The following is a 23,933-nucleotide window of genomic DNA, read 5'->3' as shown; positions in this document are numbered from 1 at the left end:
ATAGGCCACAATAAAGTTTCTGCTTTCAATAATCGTCTTTATACAGACGGAGTGATTGACCCTGTCTCAGCAAATCCAAAGACAATAACAATTCTATTTCACAATGATAGTGGAGCTGTTATAAAAGCATTTTCTGATACTATCAACAAACAGTGTTAGCAACATTTTAAAGGGCTGAGAAGGAAATCAACTCCAACTTAGAACCGCTGAAAAGACGGCAACTTGTTATTTTTAGACTACAACTCGTCCAGAAACTCGGTCAAAAGTGATTTACTCCCAATATAAAAAAACAACAATTTACTATACACTATAAAGGTAGTTTTTATGTGTCCAAAAGAAGTTCAAAATCAGTCTAAGAGAAATGCGACATTATTCGGTTATTACTAAATCACGAGCAACCCATCACGAAAAGGTCCTACCATTGACTCTACGGGTGTATTCTGGCTACCAATCTAAAATGCAAAAAAGCTGTCTCAAATTATGAAACAGCTATCAATAATTTATAAGGGGTAACCCCTCTTGGATTACCCTCTTACTACACCTAATTTTCATTAGGGGAGTACAAAGAGCAATAAATTCTAAAAAGCACCTTGGGATGATGCCCCAAAGTGCTTTATCTTAAGGTTTTTAAGCCTTTAATCCCATAAAGAGATTACTTTTTCAAGTTGTAGAAAGATTTAAGACCTTTGTATTCCGCAACTTCACCAAGTTGATCTTCAATACGAAGCAATTGGTTGTACTTAGCAATACGGTCTGTACGTGACAATGAACCAGTTTTAATTTGACCAGCGTTAGTAGCTACAGCGATGTCAGCGATTGTTGAATCTTCAGTTTCACCTGAACGGTGTGACACAACTGCAGTATATCCAGCTTCTTTAGCCATTTCGATAGCTTCAAAAGTTTCAGTCAAAGTACCGATTTGGTTAACTTTGATAAGGATTGAGTTAGCAGCTTCTTCTTTGATACCGCGTGCAAGATAGTCAGTGTTTGTAACGAAGAAGTCGTCACCAACAAGCTGTACACGTCCACCTAGCCGTTCAGTAAGAGCTTTCCAACCGTCCCAGTCATTTTCATCCATACCATCTTCAATCGTGATGATTGGGTATTTGTTCACTAATTCTTCAAGGTAATCAATTTGCTCTGCTGAAGTACGTTTAGCAGCACCTTCACCTTCAAATTTAGTGTAGTCGTAAATTCCATTTTCGTAGAATTCAGATGATGCACAGTCGAAACCAATCATGATTCCATTTTCACCAGCTTCATAGCCAGCAGCTTCGATAGCTTTAAGGATAGTTTCAACGCCATCTTCAGTTCCTTCAAATTTAGGAGCGAATCCACCTTCGTCACCAACAGCTGTAACAAGTCCGCGTTCTTTAAGAATTTTCTTAAGAGCATGGAATACTTCAGCACCCCAACGGAGAGCTTCTTTAAATGTTGGAGCTCCAACAGGTACAATCATGAACTCTTGGAAAGCAATTGGAGCATCTGAGTGTGATCCCCCATTGATGATGTTCATCATTGGAGTTGGAAGAACTTTAGTGTTGAAACCACCAAGGTAGCTGTAAAGCGGAATTTCAAGGTAATCAGCAGCTGCACGTGCAACAGCGATAGAAACACCAAGAATTGCGTTAGCACCAAGTTTACCTTTGTTTGGAGTACCGTCAAGAGCGATCATCGCACGGTCAATAGCTTGTTGGTCGCGTACATCATAACCAATAAGCTCTTCTGCGATAACGTTGTTTACATTGTCAACAGCTTTTTGAGTACCAAGACCAAGGTAACGAGATTTATCGCCATCACGGAGTTCAACAGCTTCATGTTCACCAGTTGAAGCTCCTGAAGGAACCATACCACGTCCGAAAGCACCTGATTCAGTGTATACTTCTACTTCAAGTGTTGGGTTACCGCGTGAGTCAAGGACTTCGCGAGCGTAAACATCAGTAATAATTGACATTATAATACTCTCCTTATGAGTTTAAATATTTTACATGTTAATAATACCACAATGAAAGACTTTCTTCAAATCAAAAGACAATCTTTTCAGAAAAATTGAAAATTATAGTACAATAAACTTAAACACAAAAACATAAGGAAGAAAACAATGACAGATGTGAACCAAAAAATTATGGAACGATCAGCGGGTGGCCTAGTACTCAATCCAGATGAGCAACGCTATTACCTTGGTACTTTTAAAGAAAGAGTCCTTGCTACAATATCCATTGAAGATGTCTCTGCTAAAAATATACTTTCGCTTTTCAAGACTGCTTTAGACAAAGAAATTAAAGATAAAAAAAGTGTTAAAGTCAAAATTTCATCTCAAATCAGCGAAGAAAATCAAATGATCTTTTTGAAAACTGCTAAAGAAAAAAACTTATCAGCCACTATTATAGAAGAAAAAATAACCACTTCTCCTTTTGGTGTTGTCATATATACCGACCATGCTGTTGATCGTCAAGAAACCAATCTGTTAACACTTTTTGACTCATCAGTGACAGCAAAAAACTCTAAAGATTCTAAAGTAAAAAAAAGTATCTTTAAACGTATTTTTGGCAAATAGGAATTGATTTTTTCTAAAAAATAATGAAGCCTTGTAGAAAGGAACAAACATGGAATTTTGGGATGCCTATGATGAAACTGTAACAAAAACTGGTCAGATACTAACTAGGGGACAAATCATTCCCGAGGGTCTTTTCCACCTTGTTGTTGAATGCATCGTTCAATCGACTAATGGTAGTATTCTTTTTATGAAAAGAGATTCTGATAAACCCACATACCCTAATTACTATGAAGCAAGCGCCGGAGGGTCTGCTTTAAAAGGAGAGATTTCTCTAGATGCTATCAAACGAGAAGTTCTTGAAGAAACAGGTTTAGCCCTTGATTTTTTTGACTTTATTGGTCAAAAAATCGAGCCCAAACAGTTTTCAATCTATCATCATTACCACGCTATCTATCAAGGAGAATTAGAGGATATTACTTTGCAAGCAGGAGAAACAACTGCCTATAAGTGGGTTCCCTTAGCAGAGTTAGACATTTTTTGCGAAAAAAATCTTATCATTCCTAAACAAAAAGAGCTTATCGAACGTTTTATTAACACTGGAAAATGGACATTAGAAAAAACGAAGTAATCGATACTTCGTTTTTTGGTTATAATAAAATTTCTTCACGTGTTTTTTCGTAAGAGTTTACAAAACGGTCTGTTACGCCTGGTTCAACTGTCTCTAAGGCATATGAAATTTCTTCAAAAGAACCTTGGTAATCATAATCCTGCTCGAAAAGTTTTAACGAATGTTCGAAACTACTTTGAACGCCTGGTTCGAAACTACGGTAGCGATTTGAGTATTGGAGCAACTGTTCTGTTAAGGCTGCATTTTGAACGACACGATAAGTTGTATCTTCCAGCATATCCAACGAAGCTGTTGCGGATTCAGTCATACGTGCAACCGTTTCAACATGGATGCGACCTCGACTTAGCTCCTCCATCGAGGCTTCTAATTGCGCACTTGCTGTAAAGAAAACACTCAGAAACTCTTGAGGAATGCCTGGTAAATGACGTTTTTCCATATAACGTTTAATCATATGAAGCTTATTAATATAATAATCTAACTTTTCACGTGCTGTTGCTTCTGTGCGTTCTACTGATTCTAATTCTTCAGCAACTTCTAATTGAGAATTCTCAATACGTGCTAATGTCTTTAAAGCTTCTTCTAAGCGCCCTTCAAGCAATGAAAAAGGCTGCTCTTGTTCTTCAAGATTGATGATATCCGGCAAAATCTTCTCTTCAATAATATTAAGTTCTTCTGAAAAATGACGAATATTGACACTTTGACCATCATTCAAGATATATTTTTTAGATAGACGATTTAACTCATTATTAAGCTGCACATTGTTAGCTTTGGCATGAGCCAAATAATCGGGAATAATCTTACTGTTTTTAACAACTTTTCCATGAGCTTCAATCTCACGTTCAAAGATATCATAAAGTTGATTAATACGTTCTTGGATATCCTCATTATCTTCATTAGCTTGATCAAGATCTAAACTAATTAACCCATTTGATGTTGAACGAATAGAGTCTCGAATATTTTGGAAACGAATTTCAATATTTTTCTCTTTAAAGTGGTAGTTCTCTTCAAGAAGTCTTGCATAACCATTCTCTAAATCATCCAACTGATCAGGAAAATCATCTTCCAGTTTAGTAACGATAGCAGGAATTTTTTCAGAAATCTGTCCCAAAGCAATCGTATGTTCTTCTGCTTTTTCTAAAAGTGCTGCTGCTTCCACAGGATCGCCTGAAGAATTGAGTGTCACAAATTGTGAAAATTCTGTCTCAATATTTTTTAATTGCTTTTCAATCTCCGGCATGGTTGCGCCATAATTATCACTATTTTCGTTAATAGAGCGTTGCAGCTCTTCATACAGGTCCAATGCATGTTTAACACGGGCACTATTTTTTTCCTCTTGTGCTTTTAAAATATCAAGAGCTTCTCGGATAGCTGCAATATCTTCATGGATAAGTGATAATTGACTTTCAACTTTGTCAATCTCTGCTTTCGCTTTAAAGAAATGGAAGGTATCATTAAGATTTTCAGCATCGAATAATTGTTTCTCAATTTCTTTTAAAGAATTTGATGAAATGTCATTCCATTTTTGCTGCCATTCTCTAAAATTTGCCTGACTTTGACCAATCAGATGAAGTGATTTAACTTCTTCAATTTCACTAACAACTGGTAATTTTTCAATTTCTGTTTTTTCTTGAACGAGTTTCGCGATTAACGAATCGTTTCTCTTTCGTATTAACACGGCGATAAGATAGGCGACAATCACTAATACAACGATTGCTACTATCACTAATACTATTCCGCTCGACATGTATTTCTCCTTAGTAGTCTTCCTTTTATAAGCATTTTAGCATAACGATTATATCATACTTAAAAGCTCTCTGCACCTCTTTTTTACTAGGGCATCACCTAGATATCAAGCGTACTGTAAACAGCATTTTCTTCGATAAACTCACGACGAGGTTCGACACGATCGCCCATTAGCATATCAAAAATCTTATCTGCTTCTGCAGCATCATCAACTGAAACCTGTGCCATGAGGCGATTTTCAGGGTCCATTGTTGTTTCCCAGAGTTGATGATCATCCATCTCACCAAGACCTTTGTAACGTTGGACAGAAGGTTTTGAGCGTCCTTGACTATGTTCAGCCAACGCCTGTTTTAATTCCTCTTCCTGATTAACACCTGGTTGGATGTAAGCCTTGATATCACTACCAACTTTTACACCGTAAATTGGTGGTTGAGCAATATAAACATATCCTGCTTCCAGCACTGGGCGCATAAAGCGATATATCAAAGTTAATAATAAGGTCCGAATATGGGCACCGTCCACATCTGCATCAGTCATGATGACCAATTTGTGGTAACGAGCTTTTGAAACATCAAATTCTGCGCCAAAACCAGTTCCCATAGCTGTAAAAAGACTTCGAATTTCTTCGTTGGCTAAAATTTTATCCATCGTTGCTTTTTCAACATTAAGAATTTTACCACGGATTGGTAGGATCGCTTGAAATTCACGATTTCGACCCGATTTAGCAGAACCACCAGCGGAGTCCCCCTCAACAATGAACAGTTCATTTTGACTAGCGTTATTGGAAGAACAGTCTGCTAACTTACCAGGCAAGTTAGAAATCTCCAAACCAGATTTTTTACGGGTTACTTCACGCGCGCGTTTTGCCGCAATGCGAGCCTTAGACGCCAAAATTCCCTTTTCCACAATTTTACGAGCAACTTGTGGGTTTTCTAGTAAGAAACGGTTAAAAGCTTCACTGAAGAGACGGTTAGTGATTTTTACCACTTCAGAGTTTCCAAGTTTTGTCTTGGTTTGGCCTTCAAACTGAGGGTTGGGATGTTTAACAGAAATGATAGCTGTCAATCCTTCACGGACATCATCTCCAGTCAAATTATCGTCTTTTTCTTTAAGAATATTATTGTGACGAGCGTAATCGTTAATAACACGCGTCAAAGCTGTCCGGAAACCTTGCTCATGTGTTCCGCCTTCATGAGTATGAATATTGTTCGCAAAGCTCATGATTGTTTCGTGGTATGACGTTGTGTATTGCATAGCAACTTCAACAGTGATACCATCCATTTTCCCATCAGTAAAGATTGGCGTGTCAAAAATGGTCTCTTTGTTCTCGTTAATATACTCTACATAGCTCGAAATACCACCTTCATAATGGTATTCCTTACTCGTTTCCATACCTTCACGTTTATCTGTAATAGAAATACGTAGACCCTTGTTCAAAAAGGCTAACTCTTGAACGCGTTTCGCTAATTTCGCATAATCAAACTCGGTTGTTTCTGTGAAAATTGTTGGGTCTGGTGTAAAGTGAACAGTCGTTCCTTGTAAATCAGTTTCACCAATAACAGCTAAATCATCGACCACCACACCACGACGGTATTCTTGATAATGAATTTGACCATTTTTATGAACTTTAACATCCAGCTGCTCAGATAAGGCATTAACAACAGACGATCCAACACCATGGAGGCCACCAGAAACTTTATAGCCACCACCGCCAAATTTTCCACCCGCGTGAAGAATCGTAAAGACCGTTTCAACAGCTGGACGACCTGTTTTTTCTTGGATATCAACAGGAATACCACGACCATCATCGACGACGGTAATCGAGTTATCTGGTTCGATAAAAACTTCAATGTGACTAGCAAATCCTGCCAAGGCTTCATCAATAGAATTATCCACAATTTCCCAAACAAGGTGATGAAGTCCTTCTTTTGATGTTGAACCAATATACATCCCTGGACGCATACGGACAGCTTCCAATCCTTCTAAAACTTGGATTTGACTAGCATCATATTCGTTGGCTTTATTTTGCAAGTCTTTTAATTCTTCAGTCATTTGCTACTCTTTCTGTTATTATGAATAAGTCCAATTGCTTGTTTTACAACGTTTTTTTGCTCATCTTAAGCATGATATTAGAATAACCACAGACAAGCAACCATACCTTACATTATATCATAATTCTTACTATTTTACCGTATTTTTAGCAAGAAAAAAGAAGCTAATAGGCTATCAGCTTCTCAAAAAAGTTTCTTAGTTTTTAAGTCTTAATTTTGGCAATCCTGCATTTCTTTCACATGAAGTCAACAATGATCAATTTGTAAGCTTGCTATAGCGCTCTTCTCTCGCTTCTTCCTTCTGACGTTGATTTTGATAAGCCATTGACAAGACAAGACCAACACCAATTAAGTTAGAAATAAGTGAACTACCTCCCTGTGAAATAAACGGTAACGGGATTCCTGTTAGTGGGAGAATACCAATTGCTGCTCCAATATTTTCAAAAATATGAAAGAGAATCATCATGATAAAGCCAGCAGAAATATAGGTATAAAATTGATTGTTAGACTCTAATGTAATGATAATCATGCGGTAAATAAGTACTAAATAAAGTGCTAGAGTAACCGCTGCACCAAGGAAGCCAAAGTCTTCAGCAATGACAGTAAAAATCATATCACTCTCTCTGACAGGTACTGATAATTCAAGAACGCCAAACCCTTTGCCAAGGACACCGCCGCTTCCGATAGATAACATGCCTTGGGTTTGTTGGTAAGCAATACTTGTTGCAAAATCAAATGGTTTTAACCAAGCAGATATTCGGTTAATTTGATAGGTATCCATTCCCATGTGGTATAAAAATTCACGACCTGGTTCCCATAAAAAAACTAAGAGAAAAATCAATAAGGACACTAAGGTAGTCAGAAAGACACTTAACACAATTTTCCAACTAACACCTGATAAAAAACTCATCCCAACTAAAATAGATAAAAAGACCATGGCTGTTCCAAAATCTTTTTGCAAACCAAGCAAAATCAAAACTGGAATGGTAACCACTAAAAAGACAGCTAGTAATTGCAAATCACGTTTAATAGTTTGCTCTAGATAACGCTCATGAAACCACAAGGCTGATTCTGCCAATAGTAAGATATAAGCAATTTTCATAAATTCTGACGGTTGAAATAAGGTAGTATTACCAATTGTAATCCAGTTTTTAGCCCCAGTAGATTCTACTAGTGAGGAACTATAAAAAAACAAGGGTAAAACCATCAGCCCTAATCCAAGCAAATATAAAAAAGGGCTAATCTTCCAGAGAAACTCGGTATTGAATAGCATGACGACAAAGGCAAACATCAATCCAATGATCACCCAAGCTCCCTGTTGCAGCATGACTTGAGTAACCTTGTCAGGATAATCATTGCTTGTGGCAATATATATGGAAACAAAGCCAACTACTAGTAATAACATAACAGGTATGATTAAGATAAAATCAACCCGTCTATTAAATGCGTGTTTCAAGTTTTAGTAAACCTCTTTTTACTTAAAGTGCTTTTCATTATATCATGAATTTTTAGTTTTGGAGCAAATTTACACAGAACAATGCTAATAAAAGTCGCTTTCAAAATCTCAAAAATTAACTAATGTAAAAGACGATAACTTTTTAAAAAAAGTCATATCAAAAAACCGACAAGGTTATTGCCGGTTCTATGCCATCACATTACTTTCGTCCCTTTTTCATTTGACGTAATAATTGAACAACTGGAATAAGTAAGGCGATCAGTTTAACAACATCCATCACTTTAAATGATTGACGCTTCTCTTTTGTTTTTAACGTATCTTTTTTTAACATAAAACTTCCTTTCTTTCCACTTACTATCATAAGAGGTCATGTCCCCTGCCGGACTTAATAAACAGTATCTAAAACATATTATAAAGGTAGAAAACGGAATTTACAAGGAAAAACGTTTGGTAAAAAGGTCGATTTAAATCACTTTTGAACTCTTTTTGCCCCTTTTTTGCCCCCTTTTTTTATTTTCACGGAAGTACTAAAAGTTGGAAATAACTCTAAGTAACTCATAGTTATAGTAAGGAATATTTCTTTTAACTGTATTATCCCTATCTAATAACCCGTTTTCAACAAGCTTGTCGAGCGATTTCTTTACTGTTGCAGGATGATATCCAGTTAAATCAGCCAATTGCTTAGGAGTTGCAATAGGAAGATTAAAGGTACTTAACCAAACATCCTTTTGAGCCTGAGAATGGCATTTTTGTAATCCTGATTTTGCATGACTGTCTGCATTATTTATTTTTCTTAGAATGTTCTTTGCCATCTGTTCACTAGCATTTAGAAATAAGGTTAACCATGGAATCCAATCTGGTTCTTCTCCTCTGACAGCATTTAAGGCATTATAGTATCTGATTCTTTCTTTCTCTAACTCCTCACTAACAAAAAATACAGGATAATCGAGAAGATTTTCTTTTACTGCCATCAAGGCAATCAAAATACGACCTAATCTACCGTTACCATCTAAAAATGGATGAATAGATTCAAACTGTGCATGAACTACTGCTATTCGCAATAGAGCATCACTGTCATAATTAACATACTCAGAATCAATTTCCAAGCCTTGCGTTAAACTTGAATGAGCTTCGCCATTGGCAAAAAACTCTAAATTAGTCATATACTCAGCAATTTCATTAGCTCCTATTGGTATATACGAAGCATGTTCAATTTTATCATCTGGACCTATAAAGTTTTGGATTTTTCGAAACTCCCCTCCGTTTGCGGTTGTACCTCTAGCTTCGTCTGACATCAAGGTCTTATGTAATTTTTTCAATAAGCGTGTACTTATAGCGTCGCCCTCGCGAATAGCTTTAAAACCGTCATCAATAGCTTCTTTGTAATTGAAAACTTCTCTTTGTTGCCAATTTTTAGCACCGCTTCTAGTCGTCTCCATGATTTCATGGAAAGTTACCTGCGTCCCTTCAATTCTTGTTGACTGAACTGATTCATTGTAGGATAACAAACTTAAAATAGATGTATTGATAATCGAAGAGGACAGAACAGCATCTAATTTACCAAGAACTTTATTAACTTCTGCTAACTTCTTGTAGAGCATTACAGCTTCTTTTTCTGTCAATTTTACAGGAAGTTTATCTATACCTTGAATAGCCATCTCCCATCTCCTTTAATATATTTTTTCAAATTAAATATATTATAATGTTTTATATTACATATTTCAACAAAAAATATAACAAAAATAAAAACCCCCGCATCAGCGAGGGTTTGTCTTAATTACGATTAATCTATTTTATTTAAACGTGCCATAAGGCGCTATGTTGCGATTACCTTGTGCGACTCCGCAAGCGATATAGCGACGTGCTCCAGTGCGTGAGATGTACGATACCCAGATATAACCATCAGCGACGTAGACGCTGTCATAGTTAAGTGACATGCCTTTACCATATTGCGCTACAATATTACCTTTAACGGATGGTTTATCACGGACGTTTAATAGTGATACATTTACGGTAAAGGTTGCTCGCTCGTCTTTAAGTTTGCCAGCAGTCGCTAGCGTTGCTTTTGGTGCACTTGTATTACTGTATGGCGGACGAATCCAGCCGATGACCTTACCGTCCCATTGATTAAATTGACGCGTTACATAGCGAGCAGGACCACCGATAACAAGCGCATCGGCGTTACCATCCACGTTTTGCTCGATAGTTTTGAGAGTATGCCCGTCGCTATCGGCGATAACGAGACCAGTATGGCCATATGGATGAGCATAAGTCCGCATGACAAATAGATCCCCTGCCTTAGGATTAACACCGGTCGCATCGTTGATCACGATATATCCCGCTTGCTTAGCGCTTGTTAATAAATCAATGGCATTTCCCCAAATGGACTTACCAAAAAACTTGCCTAAAATCCAGTTAGGGAGGTCAACGCATTGGGTGCCGTAGGCGTGGTCGTAATCCACACCGCCGCCTTGATTAGCGAGGTTTTTTGCCCAACTGACGACTTCGTTTGCTGTTGTCATCTAGCACCTCCTATTTAGGCTCACGGTAAGACATAGCTCGTGAGCTGTCATTTAAACCAGTGGTGGTTGGGTCGTTGACAATACCTGTAATGGTTAATAGCGCAAATACGGCATTGACAAACACCAACAACTTAGCGCCAAAGTCATCGACCTCTAACGTATAACCAAAGATAGCCGCAAAAGCTTGAGCAACCAACAAGGCCGCTGGAATGGCTGATAGCCAAAAGTTTTTATTTTTAAGTCGTAATTTCCAGTTAATTTCCATGTTATTTCCTTTCTTTGAATAAAGTAGAGATGCGTTCGTTATTGACGATAATCGCATCTTCGTTCTTTCCTATACGCTCATCGTGCCTGTCCAGTTGCTTATGGATACTCTCGCGATCTTTTTGGGATTCTTTGAGTTCAAAAGCCAATTCTTTGATAGTGTCTTGCAGGCTTAGCATGGTCTCATCATTGCGCTTGAGGGCAGACTTAAAGGGGCTGACAATCAACCCCCAGACACTAGCAATAGATAAGACAACACCAAGCACCGCTCCTAAAATGCGTACTAATTCTTCTACTGTCAAATACTCACCAACCTTTCTGCATGTTTATTGGCAAATCTTATCCCTCTTTAGGCACAAAATTAATAACATTATCATCTGCCAGTTCGGGATGTCCCATAAGTTCAAGTTGAGCTTTGACACGCTTCTTAAAGATGCGCGGAACGTCTTTAAACGAAAAATCAAAGTGTTCGTCTACAATATTCATTGCTATTAATAATACCATCATGTTATTACTCCTTTTCTGTTTCTGAGTTATCGGTAGAATTGTCGCTACCGCCGACCTTATCAGTGTTTTCAATATTTTCATCTTCTATGACCTCGCTCTCTTCCGCGTTGGCGTAAAACTCAGTCAACATCTCCATCATGGATCCATTCAGGATCTGGAACTTGCCTTCAATAGCACTAAATCGACTATTTCGTTCTTCTTCTGCCTTGCTCAATCGCTCAACAAGTTCTGACTGAGCTGTCTGCATGTTTTCGAATTTTTTGGTAGACTCGGTCATAAATTGCTTGGCATCTTTGACAATTGTTTCCATTTCGTCAATTTTTTGCACGCTCTCAGCCATAGCCCGATTAGCATATTCGGACTTAAAATGTGCCTCACGACAAAGTTCCACCAGTTCCACTTCTGCTTTATCTATGTGATTGCCGACAACACGTTCGGTATATGTCGCATAGCCACCAGTTGTTGAGGCAATAGCAATTTCGGTATGCGTTATTTCCCCGCCATCATCATAAACGGGATATTTTCCTACAACGTTCCAAGCTCTCATTCGTCTTCCTCCAAAACTTCGCTGTCAATGTCAGATTCGTTCAACTTATTTTTCAACTCTTTGATCAACTCATCATCACTTTGTGACTTCGTCATGTACTGATTAAGCTGCGATTGCAATTCTTCGTTTTGACTCTCTAAAGTAGCGATTGTAATAGACTTACTCGCAATTTCAATGGCTAGTTTTGATTGGATGTTTTCATTCATATTTTTTGTCTCCTAAATTTAAATTTTGCCTGGCAAGGTGTAACTATAATCTTTTGCTGTCGTTTTGTTATTATGTAGTATCACTAGATTATCAATAATCAAATTAAGCGTGTCCTTAACACTAGAATAAGTTGTGCTATTTTTCCATAGCCAAACGTCTCCTACTTTTACTCTTGATGACACACGATGATTGATGTTATAAGCATCTATCGTTAGTTTATTAGGCAATGTGATAACTTCCCAACCATCCGCTGATTCAAATGCAGAGCTTGCAAGATGTACTTTATCGCCAACAACATCAATCTTATCAATGATGCTTCCGTTCCAAGCACGAATACCTACAAACCCACCGTCGTCAGACGACTCAGTGCCATAGCGATTTGAGCCAATAACAGTTACGCCAGCTCGTCCTTTTCCAGTAACTTCACCTGTCGCAAATTTAACGAACTGATTTGGATAACCGTCCAAAACCCGTTTCATAGCAGCTTGATCAGTGTAATACAATAGTTGCCCATCATTAAGATTAATTCTCATGGCATTGTTTTGCGCTGTGATTGTCTTACCTTTCATCCAGTCGATCATTGCCAATTCGATTTTGGATCTGATAAAGTTTGCGTCAAGTCCAACCAGCTTATTAGCATTGAGATTGACGATATTGACATTGGCTGCGTTGAGTGTTCCAGTGGTTATCTTAGCCGCATCCAAGTTAGCTATTTTAGCAGATGTAATAACACCATCTTGGATATAGGTGGTTCCAGTGATTTGGACTAATTTACCGTCAATCTTTACAGACCCATCACGGTTTAAATTTAATTGATTAAGCACCGTTCCGGAACTAGTCAGATTACGTACTGCCCACGAGCCAGCAAGTTGAGACTGTACTGTACTTAAGTCTGTCTCTGCACTACTTACCCGAGCCAGCAATCCGCTAGCTGTCATAGCGACAGACCCAATATTACCTCGCATATCGCCTATGGTACGAGTATGACTGTCAACTGTATCTTTGACTTCGTTAAATTCTGTTACGGTAATCGTATCTTCTACAGCCAGACTGTATCTAGTTGCTCTATCTCCTATCTCAACCTTTACACCAGTGACCCACGCTGTTCCACTTGCTGCATTTTCCATTCTGAAAGCCAAACTTGTTTTTAGTTGGTCATACTGTGTTTGTGTGGAGTAATCAAGGGTAAAGCTTATATACTTCCAGTCAGACGTCCCTTCAAACGATCGGGGAGTAGTATAATCAACAGATGATTCTGCGCCAGTCTTACTATTTCTACGATATATAACGTGCTTGAAGCAATTAAATACATTCCAAAAATTATCACCTCGAACGACATCGCTGTATTTAACCCAAGCGCTAAATGTAACTTTTCGATAAAGCCTAGCACTGTATTCTGGTTCGATGTTAAAAATTAGCTGTGTTCCGTTATTTAGTCTGTAACACTCTGATTGCTGAGTAATGTGATTATCTGGCAATTTTTCTACTGCCGAATAGCCACTAGATTTTGATTTTATCCAAAGATTTTGATTGTCATAATCTGTCGGTATTTTGCTTTCTACACGGCTGATTTTCCTCTCAAAACCATCTGTCGTTTCTTTGACGAGATTTTGGACGGTGGTATTTGTTGCATATCCTTTAGACGTAATAGCTTGCTCTACTTGCGTTCTTGTTAATCTCTGTTCGATTTGACCAGCCTGAGCCTGAATGATTGTTTCAGCACTATTTAATCGTTGGGTGGTTGCATCAAAATCTGACTTGGATACCTTAGTTGCAACCGCATCAGATGTAATCTTCAAATCTGCTTTTGTTTGTTCGACAGATTGAGCAAGTCTATCTGTGACAGTTTTATCAGCTTTAAGGTTGATAGCATTTTGATTTTGAGTGATAGATGTACTATTATTTTGTATGATTTTCTTAACATTATCAAAATCAGTTTGACTAACTTTCGAACTGACATTGCCGATAAGCTGGGTAATTTTAGTTTCAGCACTACTTACTTTACCCTGTGTTTCTGTCAGTCTGGTTGATAACTGTTCTTGACCTTCAGCAGTTTGGGTAATAGTTGTTTTGACATTCTCAATCTCTGATACCATATCTTCAGGAGCTGGGGACCAGTCTGTTGCAACATCGCCCAATTCAACTTTGATATTACGAACTTTGACACCTGTTTTACTTGGAGCGTAGATCTCAAGCCTGTTGGAATTAGTTGAGTTGGAAATAGTTTGTGTGGAAACAGTTACTGTCCTAGTAAACTTATGCCACGTATTTCCTATTATCCCGATTCTTCTTGATGCAAAATTGAAATATTGAGGATTTTCATTGCGATTATATATTTCCAATGGAGTTTCTCCATTTGGAGAGATAGCCTCGAACGAAATTGTGAAGGTTTTCCCGTCCGATTCAGATAGATTATAAGTGATTCGGTCATAAAATTGAGTAAAACTACCTACACCTTGGTAGCTATTCAAAGTTATTTCCTCATTGTACTTATACCCTCTGAAATAATTCCTTGTTCCTATCTCACTTGGTATCTTCGCCACCGTCTCACTAATCTCAGTCGTAATCCGATTACCCAACTGAGTGATAGAACTCTCAGCAGTGCTCAACCGTTCTTTAGCTTGGTCAAAATCGCTTGTCTTGACACGACTAGCAATCTGATTAGCTTGGACTTTCAAACTAGATTCAGCGGATGAAATACGACCTGTCAAATCGTCGACGGAGGTCTTAGTAGCTAGTAGCTTGATTGCTTCCTTGGTTTGGTTCAGGTCAGTTGAAACTCCAGAAACCTGATCGTTTAAGAGGCTCTTGGCTGTCTCAACTAGCTTGTTAGCTTCTGCCACAGCTTGGCTTTTAGCAGTTGCCAGCTTAGTCTCTGTTGCTTCTCTCTCAACTGTGTCTAGCCTCTGCGCTTCTGTAATAGCTTCGTTTTTATAATCTAAAGCCTTTGATAAAGCATTAGCAGCATCCAGCTTAGCCTGGTTACCAATCCGCTTAGCTTCTTCAGCCAACGATTTATTAACCCCAGCTTTTGCAAGCAAATCATCAATGCCTTTTTGATGCTCAGCATCATTGCGTTGCATGGTTTCGGTTACTGTTTTAAATTGAGAGTCAATATCCCTTTTAAAAGATTCAACATCATTTAAAACAGGGTTATCTTCCCAGTCACTGCCATTCCAAAAATACATCAAAGTTCTATCGCCGACTTTTCGGTAAAAAATATCACCTTTGGTTAAACTTCCTTTTGGATTATCAAGAGGAAACTCTGTCCCAAAATAAGCGGTGTTTTTACCATCTGCGGTTACCAAAGCTTTGTTAGCTGTGATTAAAGCTCCCTGAACTTGTTCATTAGCTGCAGTAACTGACTTAGATAACTTTGTATACGACGTTGATTGTTTTTTAACTGACCCTAAATCATTACAAGTGACTTTGTGAGAAATCAAAGTTCCTTTAGAATCATACTGGCTAGTGAACGAAACGATGCGGAGTTTCTCTTGAAAACCTAGTGTTTCGTTAATAGCCATAATATAGTCACCAGCGATAGGCTGTTTGTAATGATAATCAGCTCGTGTTAAATCTTCAAGATCAATTTGGACAGATATGATATAAGAGTCCTCTACATTCTGGCGGACTCTAGACAATAAAGATTTAGTATCAGTGTATCTCTCATCAACAACAGGTTCCCCTTCCAAACGACCAAATTCTTTAGCTAATGGGGATTCATATTCAACCTCAAGCCGACCTTTACTATGATCATCAGGATCATGCCATTTTCCAAAACCCTTTTGATAAGTAATAAAACCATCGATATGCTTTTCGATGGTTAATTCATTCATGTTGAAGTTTTTTCGAACAACTGTTGATAAGTCTGTCCCAGTTTTTTCTAGGATTCTCACAACCTTACCATTTACTTGGAACTCTAGACCAGAGGCAGAAATAATATCGTTGAATAATGCTAATTTAGATTTGTATCCAAACGATTGTTTTTCAAAAGCTTTTACATTTTCTTCTAAATTAAAGCGATAATCAGTATCCTTAAAGATAAAATTTAAATACGTTTCAAATGTATGCGAACCATCCTTCAACTGTTCATTGGCGACCTTTTTCGAAAAATCCCAAAAGAACTGATGAACTGCATCAAATGATAATTGAATCTTGTCTCCAAGATCCTTGGGTTTAGCGTATACAATGACAAAATACTCATCTTGGAACCGCAAGCGCCAACCTTTATCTAAGTTATTAAGAACTGTATCGTTAGAATAAATGTCACCTTTGATTGACCTCTCGCCGTTAACAGCATTTGTAACCTCAATCGTTGCGATTGCGCCATATTCGTTGTCGAATTGATCTAAAAATGTGTACAAATAACGCTCTCCTTTCTATTGATATAATTCAACAAAGTTTAACAACTTGATCGTTCCGTTGAAATTAGTTTCATATTTCACCGTTCCGCTCCTTTTGGGTGTTAATTCAAAATAAGCATAATTGGTCTTATTATTGACAACTGAGCCATTTTTACGGGTTTCAATTCCTGTCAATCTAAATGTATCGCCAGAATTAAGATCCCCAATCTGAGTATAAGTAAATCGTCTTCCATCGATTTCTAAATAAAAGCCCGCTTGGTTACCTGAAGAGATCATTTCTACGACAAAGGGCCATTCCAATTGACTTAATTTGGCTGTACCTGCATATGGGACTGTACCTCCTGACAGTGTCATGGTTTTAGGGATCGTTTCACCATAAGGTAATTCAACCGTGATGAATTTAAACGAAACATTATATTTAAGACCTTGAGAACTTTTGCCCATAAATGAAAAGCCAATATCATCGTCCATGACAACTTTATGACGATAATGCCATTTAGTTAAAACAACTTTCTGATTTAAAAAATCACCTTCCTTTTGACCAGGTAATTCAAAATCATATAAATCTGCATTAGTCGACACCATTTTCGTAATATAAAATGGTTCAGCATTATATAAAAAACCTCTAAGGTCATCAATCTTTTGATAATAGGCTTGTAAGTTTTCCACTGCAATACGTGCTGATACACTGATTGTTTTGTCATCAAAAGTGACTCCGTCAAAAATAAAACCATTACGGCCTTTAACATTTCGCCTAGACAAGCTTGTAGAGGAAGATGATTCAGCTATTGCGATATTATAAAGACCAAGCTCAGAGAGTTTCACAGCCTCCGAACCTTTTTCAATTAGTAGATCCATGTTTCCTCCTTAGTTATAAATAAAATAAGAATCTTTAGTTTGTTCCCTAGATTCTTTTTCTTTAACACTTGTATAGATTTCATCGCCGACAATTTCGTTGTGAACTTCAAATATCGGTTCTTTTATTGTTGTATTTCGTACCTCATCAGATAATGCATCAATTGAAGATGAGACACCTTGGTTACTTACATGTGCCGAGGTTATAATCTCACTTTTTACACCATATTTTTGATCAGTGACTGCGTTAGCGTAATCATTACCCATATCGTTGATAGCACTCATCCAACTGGCCATACCATTGTAAAATCCTTCTCCCGTGAATCCACCCAAAGCTGTTGTAACTCGTGATGGTGAGTGAATGTCTAAAGCGCGCCGAATAGTAGCAGCGACATTACTTGCTATTGAATTGGCGATAGCATAAATTCTTCCAGCAGAACTAGCTAGTCCATTGGCAAAACCTGAGCCAGCCATAACACCGGCTGATGTCATTTGACCAACTAAATTTCTAAAAATAGAAACAATACGATTGCCAGCACTTGTCGCCACAGAAACAGCTCTATTCATGCCAGAGCTAATAGAAGAACTCAATGCGTTCATAGCTGATTGAGCATTTGACTTCATACGATTGAACGCTGATGTCATTGTGCTATTCATCTTATTAGTTTGAGATTGAACCGTTGATGAAATCTTATTAAATCCAGATTGTACTGTGCTGCTCAACCCATTCATAGCTGATTGCGCAGTTGATTTAGCTTTGTTAAATGCACTCTGGATAGACGAAGCCATTTTATTAGCACTTGAGTTCGCCGAACTTGCTGCTTTATTCATTTCTGATGTCACATTGTTAGACAATCCTGACATAGAACCTTTAGCGCTATTGGCCATTGTGGAGATATTACCACTTACCCCACTATTCATAGCACTTGCTTGAGACGTAGCTGTCGAGTTCGCAGTTGCCATGTTAGTGCCAACACCAGTTGATAAACTAAGTGCTTGAGCGACAGCATCAAAGCTCATATTTGATGCTGCAGTGTTAACGCCAGCTGCCATATCTTGTGCTTGTGTTACCGCGTTAGTGTTAGCAAGACCCATATTCGCCCCAACACCAGTTGCTAAAGCTGACGTTTGATTCTGAGCAGACAAAGACATATTAGCCGCAGACGCATTGACATTAGTTGCCATACTTTGAGCTTGAGTGGTAGCGTTAGTATTAGCATTCGTCATGTTAGCAGAAACATTATTACTTAATGTTTGCATATTCAACCCGACATTTGATGCCATAGTCGAAGTGGTTGTATTAACTGTTGCAGCTGCCGACGTTGTATCTGCGCTAACCTTAGCAGTTGTTTCACTACTCTTACCCGTTATAAAGTCAAAAGCTCCTTTGAAACCACTCTTTATACCATCCCAAACACCAGAAAGTGCGCTAGGAATCGCACCCAACATCGCTTGACCAAGCCCCATAATCAACTGGATACCTGCTTGGATAATTTGAGGTAATCCTAGGATGAGCGCCATTGCTAATTGAGCAATAAGCTGAATACCTGCACTTATTAATTGCGGTATAGCTTGCATTAGTCCACTCACGAACGATTGCAAAATAGACATTGCTGTCTGAACAATCGTTGGCAAATTCGAGATAATCCCTTGAACCAAGGATACAATTATCTGAATGCCACCTTGAAGCAACTGTGGGAGTGCCGAAACAATTCCTTGAATAAAACTGGAAATAGCTTGCCCTGCAATTGGTAGCAACTGAGGAACCAACTGCATAATACCGTTTATCAAGTTGGTAATAATCTCAATACCTTTTGATAAGATAGTCGGCAAGTTTTGGCTCAAACTAGACGTGAAGCTGGTAATAATATTTTGTGCTTGGGCTACTATTTGAGGGATGTTTTGAACAATTCCATCAACAACGTTAGCTAAAAAGCTCATCCCAATCGCAAGCAACTGAGGTATTGCAGTCAGTAAGCTACTGATAAACGATCCTACAATTTGTAGTGCTGAACTAATAATAGATGGTGCTTGTTGTCCAAGTCCAGACAACAGACCTCCAATAATGCTTACTCCTGCTTGGATAATCACTGGTAGCATTGTTGCTATGGCTGTCGCCAGTTTAGCGATCAAATCTGCACCGCTAGCCATTAGAGCTGGCAACTCAGAAACTATTCCGGTAACAAAGTTTTGTATTACTTGAGGTCCTTTAGTAGTTACCAAATTAAGCATTGCATCAATCTGTGATCCAAATTGACTATTAATCAAACCAAGACCCGCAACAACCAAACCAAGTATAGCTGCTGGTCCAATAGTTGCCATGGCAATGCTAGCAATACTAGCCATCGCTGTTGTCATCGACCCAAGTACTGACATACCTGTACTTGCAGCGCTACCAAAAACGCCAACTAGTCCAGTCATCTTACCTGCTAAAGCACCAATTAAGCCACCTGCACCACTAAAAGCACTTCCTAAAAGAGCACCAAAAATGCCAATTTTTGCGCCTAAACCGCCTAAAAGAACACCAATCTTACCAAGTCCAGATAGTAAGGGAAGAATGGTTGCGATTGCTGTTGCAGGATTTAACATTGCCCATGCTGCAATGGCTTTTGGTCCGATTTCACTCAACTTAGATTTGATTTGATCAATCGTTCCTTGCGTAACCTGTCCTGTTTTGGCAAATTCGCCAAGCGCTCGATTAACTAAATCAAAAGCATTCTTAACACCATTAGTAAAGCCAGAAAAGTCAATGTTGATAGCTTTTTTGACACGAGCAAAGGCTGCAACCAAGTTGGGAATCAAAGCGTTAACAGTATTAAAAGCACCATTAATAGCAGGTTTAAAAGATAATAGTGTTTCAGCAATTGTTTTAAGACCATTTGCCTTAGCAGCTTCATCAAACTTACTGATCATATCAGCTACGCCTTTAACAACGGCTGTACGCAAATTACCAAACGCTGTCCTAATACCGCCCGCTGAAGTTTGTGCCATTTGGGCAAAACCACCCTGAGCATTATTAAGCTCAATCATCTTGTCCGCAAATTCTTGAGCTGTAATCTCACCGCTAGACAGAGCACTTTTTAGTTCTTGTACTCCATCTGCTCCGAAGCCAAATGATTCAGCCATTTTAGACATCAACCCTGGTGCCGCTTCACTGACAGAATTAAATTCTTCGGCTTGGATTTTACCTGAACCTAAGGATTGGTTGAACTGTCTAAGCGCCTGTTCTGCACCTTCAGTTGTTGCCCCGTAGCCAATCATGGCATTATTAAAAGCAAGGGCTAAATCAACTCCTTTATCAAGACTGCCTGTAGTAATTGACAACTGTTGAGCACTCTTGACGGCGCTGTCAAGTGGTGTAGGCAATCCGTCGATACCAGCAGATAGTTTATCTATAGCAGATTTAGACTGCTCCGCAGAGTAGCCAAATAAAGCCATCGTTTTAGGGAAACGATTCATCGTATCAACACGGCTAATCGCTCCATCCAGCGCACCTTTAACCATGTCGATGCCTTTTTTAGCAATAGCCATTAAACTAAAAGCTGAGATGATACTCTTAACTGTACTACCTAACTTTTGACCCGCTGAACTGGCGCTAGCAAACTTACTACTAATGCCATTTAAAGCACTCGTTGCCCTCGATCCAAGAGTTGAAAAACCTGAACTTAAGGAGCTAGCCATCTTGGTTGATAGACTGGTCATAGAAGTCAAAATTTTCCCAGTAAAACTATTACTGATTCTATCTGCTGTACTGTTAGCTTTAGATATAAGGCCACTAAAAAAGCTAGACCACGATTGCAAGGCAGGATTTAGGACTTGACCACCTAAAGCATTAGATAGTCTCGCTCCTAAACGATAGATACTATTTTCAAATGTTAACGTTAGCGAAGAAAGTTTAGTAAAAGCTGATGCAAAAGGAGCAGGCAGACCACTAGCAATTCTATTAAAATTCCCAGCAAGAGCGGTCAATTTAACAGATATTCTACTTGTTAAATCATCGGTACTAGAAGCTAACTTAGCAAAGAGTGACCGTATTTTACCGATATCAAATGCATTTGATAACTGCATTTTCGTCTTATTTGCAAAACCAGACAAACTCGCAGAAATTTTGCTAAAAGCGGGCTGGATATAGCCCACCATTTTTTGCAAACCATTCTTTATCGGTTCAGGTAAACGTTGGCCGATGTTAGCTGCCATTCTTTGCAGTTGTCCCAAAGATAAATTGACACCAGTCGAAAAAGCTTTGCCAAGTCTCTGCCCTAACGACTGTCCATTATTAGCTAATTGGGACATGATTTGACCAACCATACGTACAATGGCATTCGAACTATTAACAGCAGCATTTTGCGCTTTCTGGAACCCTCTCTGGGTAGCTGACACAAACCTGTTCATCGCAGCTTCATAGTCTCTAGTATCTGCTCCAATATAAGCATAAATAGACCCATCAAATACCGCCACAACATCACCTCCTATCTATTTTTTATTCATGAAATGGTTATTCAGTTGCTCAATCTTCTTAACTAAATCAGATTTAGCTTGAGCTTGATTAGCCTTGGGATTGAAGATTTGAGCAATCTTATCGTGTTGTTTTCTCTTACTGAGTTTTGATTCTTTAACGCTTTTAGCATTTAAGGTGTATCGTAATTCAAGAGCTAAACCAGATAGGTTTTCTCTGTCTGTCACCACTTTGTGATGAAGCCCTTCTAAAATGGCATCTAATTCCCATTTATTGCAATTATAAATGGTTTCTAACTCAGTAAAACCTAAACTAGCACACTCTGTTAAGATAGTGCGTTTTTCATCGTACCAATAATTTCTTCTGTTGCTGCCACTTGGAGAGCTTTGTCCTCGTTGTCTTCCTGAGCTTCCATGTAACGTAACGCCTTTTCCATATTCTGAATATAGGTTGAAATCTTCTCTTTGAAAAAACCAGAATCTACCATTTCTGTTTTGACTTCCTCAAAAATAGAACGATAAGCTTCCGCTTCATCAAGTCCATCATTATCCATCTTTTCCTCGATATAATTACCGATAGCCGAGACGATATCTTCTTCAGATACTTTCTTGGCAGATTTTGGCAAAGCCAAACGAATAAGCGATACAAGACCATCATCAGAACGATTGATAATTTTGGTAAACAAAGCACCGACACCATCATTATTTCGCTCTCCAGTTTGTGGATTAATTGTGGACATCTCCTTATCAACTTTAAACATCATGCCATAATTAAACGTGATATCAGCAACTGCATTCTTAACTGTAATTTCCATTAGTAACCTCGTTTTTAATTAAAAATAAAAAGGGCAGTAAGTTTTACTACCCTGTACCCATTAAATCCAATAACCATTAATCTTGTTGTTTGGTGATAGAATCGTAATCACCCGTAGTTTCACCAGGATTTTGATAATCATAGACTGAGTTTAGCAGTGCAACTTCTTTTTCAGTCAATGGAAATTGCCCATCTTTCAAAGCACCAACAATATTAGCTTCATAACTCATCTCTACAAAATCAGTTGTTCCTGCAGAACGTTCAATTTCACCAATTTTAGCATATCCAAACTTAGCAGGATACACATCTAGTTGTTCCTCATTTTGTGTCTTCACTGATTCATCAACGATGACTTCCCAAATTTTAATACTATCACCAGAACGTGATGCATCTTCAATTGTTTTAACTGATGGATCTGTTGGTGCAAAATACGTTGTTAACTCAATAGTGTGCTCATCTGTTGATTTCTCTAATAAGCGCCCTTGTTGCGTCTGCTCATCCAGATATTCTCCGCCGAGAGTTGTTGTACCGTCCGTGCGATACGCTGGTAATGTCGCTGGATCTCCAATTTTGGCATGCACAGATTGAATAAAGTAAAAAATCTTGCTTCCTACAATTGGTTTACCAGTTGTAATTGTAACTGACATGTCATTTTCTCCTTTTTATAAAATAGCTTCAGTTAATGTGATGGAAATATGATAGACCTCACGTCCTATACTGTTATCCATCAATACATTAGCTGTTAGTTTATTTCTACCAAGTAGCCGTATAGCTTTACTTTTTATATCTTCAGCATTTGTTCGACTATTATTAGGTAAAAAGATATCAATAGATACTGTTGTATCTTCAATTAATAGTCCCGTTTGAGCCGTTTTAGTGGTATCGCTACTATTTGTACCAATGACCAAAAAAGGCTCTAAAACAGAGCTATCAGGCAAATAAAAATAGGTCGGAATCCCTAAGGGGTCCAACCTTGTTTTTATTGAGTTTAAATGTAACGTTGATGGCGAAAAAGTAATAACT

The 23,933-nt window shown here is 38.2% G+C and carries 21 protein-coding genes; 2 read left to right on the top strand and 19 right to left on the bottom strand.

The genetic code is table 11. From position 1 onward, the window contains the following. Positions 1-652 precede the first annotated feature (652 nt). On the bottom strand, positions 653-1,954 hold the full coding sequence (eno, locus tag A2G56_RS01170; RefSeq protein ID WP_018380799.1) for a surface-displayed alpha-enolase: 1,302 nt from the start codon (positions 1,952-1,954) through the stop codon (positions 653-655). Positions 1,955-2,101: 147 nt separating this feature from the next. Here eno and A2G56_RS01165 point away from each other — a divergent pair, with 147 nt between their 5' ends. Both A2G56_RS01165 and A2G56_RS01160 read left to right on the top strand, forming a co-directional pair. Next, complete coding sequence (locus tag A2G56_RS01165; RefSeq protein ID WP_062707851.1) at positions 2,102-2,557, top strand: DUF1694 domain-containing protein; 456 nt, start codon at positions 2,102-2,104, stop codon at positions 2,555-2,557. 49 nt (positions 2,558-2,606) lie between these two features. Further along, positions 2,607-3,125, top strand: a complete 519-nt coding sequence (locus A2G56_RS01160; protein ID WP_062707848.1) for an NUDIX hydrolase — start codon at positions 2,607-2,609, stop codon at positions 3,123-3,125. Between the two features lie 19 nt (positions 3,126-3,144). Here A2G56_RS01160 and ezrA read toward each other — a convergent pair whose 3' ends face one another. The 18 genes from ezrA to A2G56_RS01080 form a co-directional block, all read right to left on the bottom strand. Then, positions 3,145-4,869, bottom strand: coding sequence for a septation ring formation regulator EzrA (gene ezrA, locus A2G56_RS01155; protein WP_062707846.1), 1,725 nt, complete (start codon positions 4,867-4,869; stop codon positions 3,145-3,147). Between the two features lie 98 nt (positions 4,870-4,967). Continuing rightward, positions 4,968-6,920, bottom strand: a complete 1,953-nt coding sequence (gyrB, locus tag A2G56_RS01150) for a DNA topoisomerase (ATP-hydrolyzing) subunit B (RefSeq protein ID WP_062707845.1) — start codon at positions 6,918-6,920, stop codon at positions 4,968-4,970. 255 nt (positions 6,921-7,175) lie between these two features. Beyond that, complete coding sequence (locus tag A2G56_RS01145; RefSeq protein ID WP_062712342.1) at positions 7,176-8,324, bottom strand: FtsW/RodA/SpoVE family cell cycle protein; 1,149 nt, start codon at positions 8,322-8,324, stop codon at positions 7,176-7,178. A 250-nt stretch (positions 8,325-8,574) separates the two neighbouring features. Next, positions 8,575-8,706 carry a hypothetical protein gene (locus A2G56_RS11045; protein WP_257721917.1) on the bottom strand — a complete coding sequence of 44 codons (132 nt, stop codon included), beginning with the start codon at positions 8,704-8,706 and terminating at the stop codon, positions 8,575-8,577. Positions 8,707-8,902: 196 nt separating this feature from the next. Then, positions 8,903-10,033 carry a Fic family protein gene (locus tag A2G56_RS01140; RefSeq protein WP_062707842.1) on the bottom strand — a complete coding sequence of 377 codons (1,131 nt, stop codon included), beginning with the start codon at positions 10,031-10,033 and terminating at the stop codon, positions 8,903-8,905. A 135-nt stretch (positions 10,034-10,168) separates the two neighbouring features. After that, positions 10,169-10,897: a CHAP domain-containing protein gene (locus A2G56_RS01135; RefSeq protein WP_062707838.1), complete on the bottom strand. Its 729-nt coding sequence runs from the start codon at positions 10,895-10,897 to the stop codon at positions 10,169-10,171. A gap of 10 nt (positions 10,898-10,907) precedes the next feature. Beyond that, positions 10,908-11,162: a phage holin gene (locus A2G56_RS01130; RefSeq protein ID WP_062707836.1), complete on the bottom strand. Its 255-nt coding sequence runs from the start codon at positions 11,160-11,162 to the stop codon at positions 10,908-10,910. 1 nt (position 11,163) lies between these two features. Beyond that, positions 11,164-11,463 (bottom strand): hypothetical protein, encoded by a 300-nt coding sequence (locus A2G56_RS01125; RefSeq protein ID WP_062707832.1) that lies wholly within the window; start codon positions 11,461-11,463, stop codon positions 11,164-11,166. 37 nt (positions 11,464-11,500) lie between these two features. Continuing rightward, complete coding sequence (locus tag A2G56_RS10730) at positions 11,501-11,668, bottom strand: CD1375 family protein (RefSeq protein WP_172793778.1); 168 nt, start codon at positions 11,666-11,668, stop codon at positions 11,501-11,503. 4 nt (positions 11,669-11,672) lie between these two features. Then, positions 11,673-12,215, bottom strand: a complete 543-nt coding sequence (locus A2G56_RS01120) for a DUF1366 domain-containing protein (RefSeq protein ID WP_062707828.1) — start codon at positions 12,213-12,215, stop codon at positions 11,673-11,675. Beyond that, positions 12,212-12,421, bottom strand: a complete 210-nt coding sequence (locus tag A2G56_RS01115) for a hypothetical protein (protein ID WP_062707826.1) — start codon at positions 12,419-12,421, stop codon at positions 12,212-12,214. The genes A2G56_RS01120 and A2G56_RS01115 overlap by 4 nt, the downstream gene beginning before the upstream one ends. Positions 12,422-12,439: 18 nt before the next feature. Further along, positions 12,440-16,786, bottom strand: coding sequence for a gp58-like family protein (locus A2G56_RS10030; protein ID WP_062707823.1), 4,347 nt, complete (start codon positions 16,784-16,786; stop codon positions 12,440-12,442). A gap of 15 nt (positions 16,787-16,801) precedes the next feature. After that, positions 16,802-17,644 carry a phage tail domain-containing protein gene (locus tag A2G56_RS01105; RefSeq protein WP_062707820.1) on the bottom strand — a complete coding sequence of 281 codons (843 nt, stop codon included), beginning with the start codon at positions 17,642-17,644 and terminating at the stop codon, positions 16,802-16,804. Positions 17,645-17,653: 9 nt separating this feature from the next. Next, positions 17,654-22,099, bottom strand: coding sequence for a tape measure protein (locus A2G56_RS01100; protein ID WP_062707817.1), 4,446 nt, complete (start codon positions 22,097-22,099; stop codon positions 17,654-17,656). Positions 22,100-22,114: 15 nt separating this feature from the next. Next, entirely contained in the window at positions 22,115-22,324 is a 210-nt protein-coding gene (locus A2G56_RS01095; RefSeq protein ID WP_237334426.1) for a hypothetical protein, read from the bottom strand. 98 nt (positions 22,325-22,422) lie between these two features. Continuing rightward, positions 22,423-22,911 carry a tail assembly chaperone gene (locus tag A2G56_RS01090; protein WP_062707811.1) on the bottom strand — a complete coding sequence of 163 codons (489 nt, stop codon included), beginning with the start codon at positions 22,909-22,911 and terminating at the stop codon, positions 22,423-22,425. A 76-nt stretch (positions 22,912-22,987) separates the two neighbouring features. Continuing rightward, entirely contained in the window at positions 22,988-23,557 is a 570-nt protein-coding gene (locus A2G56_RS01085; RefSeq protein WP_062707809.1) for a phage major tail protein, TP901-1 family, read from the bottom strand. 15 nt (positions 23,558-23,572) lie between these two features. Beyond that, complete coding sequence (locus tag A2G56_RS01080) at positions 23,573-23,929, bottom strand: hypothetical protein (protein WP_062712338.1); 357 nt, start codon at positions 23,927-23,929, stop codon at positions 23,573-23,575. Positions 23,930-23,933: the final 4 nt, after the last annotated feature.

The sequence above is a fragment of the Streptococcus halotolerans genome (assembly GCF_001598035.1).
GTDB lineage: Bacteria > Bacillota > Bacilli > Lactobacillales > Streptococcaceae > Streptococcus > Streptococcus halotolerans.
This window is presented reverse-complemented; position numbering and strand designations above follow the sequence as displayed.

Bases quoted from the DNA above. Each gene is read 5' to 3' on its own strand.
- A2G56_RS01130 (WP_062707836.1), bottom strand. From the start codon at position 11,162: ATGGAAATTAACTGGAAATTACGACTTAAAAATAAAAACTTTTGGCTA.
- A2G56_RS01135 (WP_062707838.1), bottom strand. From the start codon at position 10,897: ATGACAACAGCAAACGAAGTCGTCAGTTGGGCAAAAAACCTCGCTAAT.
- gyrB (WP_062707845.1), bottom strand. From the start codon at position 6,920: ATGACTGAAGAATTAAAAGACTTGCAAAATAAAGCCAACGAATATGAT.
- A2G56_RS01105 (WP_062707820.1), bottom strand. From the start codon at position 17,644: ATGGATCTACTAATTGAAAAAGGTTCGGAGGCTGTGAAACTCTCTGAG.
- A2G56_RS01140 (WP_062707842.1), bottom strand. From the start codon at position 10,033: ATGGCTATTCAAGGTATAGATAAACTTCCTGTAAAATTGACAGAAAAA.
- A2G56_RS01085 (WP_062707809.1), bottom strand. From the start codon at position 23,557: ATGTCAGTTACAATTACAACTGGTAAACCAATTGTAGGAAGCAAGATT.
- A2G56_RS01165 (WP_062707851.1), top strand. From the start codon at position 2,102: ATGACAGATGTGAACCAAAAAATTATGGAACGATCAGCGGGTGGCCTA.
- A2G56_RS11045 (WP_257721917.1), bottom strand. From the start codon at position 8,706: ATGTTAAAAAAAGATACGTTAAAAACAAAAGAGAAGCGTCAATCATTT.
- A2G56_RS01115 (WP_062707826.1), bottom strand. From the start codon at position 12,421: ATGAATGAAAACATCCAATCAAAACTAGCCATTGAAATTGCGAGTAAG.
- A2G56_RS01145 (WP_062712342.1), bottom strand. From the start codon at position 8,324: ATGTTATTACTAGTAGTTGGCTTTGTTTCCATATATATTGCCACAAGC.
- A2G56_RS10730 (WP_172793778.1), bottom strand. From the start codon at position 11,668: ATGATGGTATTATTAATAGCAATGAATATTGTAGACGAACACTTTGAT.
- A2G56_RS01120 (WP_062707828.1), bottom strand. From the start codon at position 12,215: ATGAGAGCTTGGAACGTTGTAGGAAAATATCCCGTTTATGATGATGGC.
- ezrA (WP_062707846.1), bottom strand. From the start codon at position 4,869: ATGTCGAGCGGAATAGTATTAGTGATAGTAGCAATCGTTGTATTAGTG.
- eno (WP_018380799.1), bottom strand. From the start codon at position 1,954: ATGTCAATTATTACTGATGTTTACGCTCGCGAAGTCCTTGACTCACGC.
- A2G56_RS01090 (WP_062707811.1), bottom strand. From the start codon at position 22,911: ATGGAAATTACAGTTAAGAATGCAGTTGCTGATATCACGTTTAATTAT.
- A2G56_RS01160 (WP_062707848.1), top strand. From the start codon at position 2,607: ATGGAATTTTGGGATGCCTATGATGAAACTGTAACAAAAACTGGTCAG.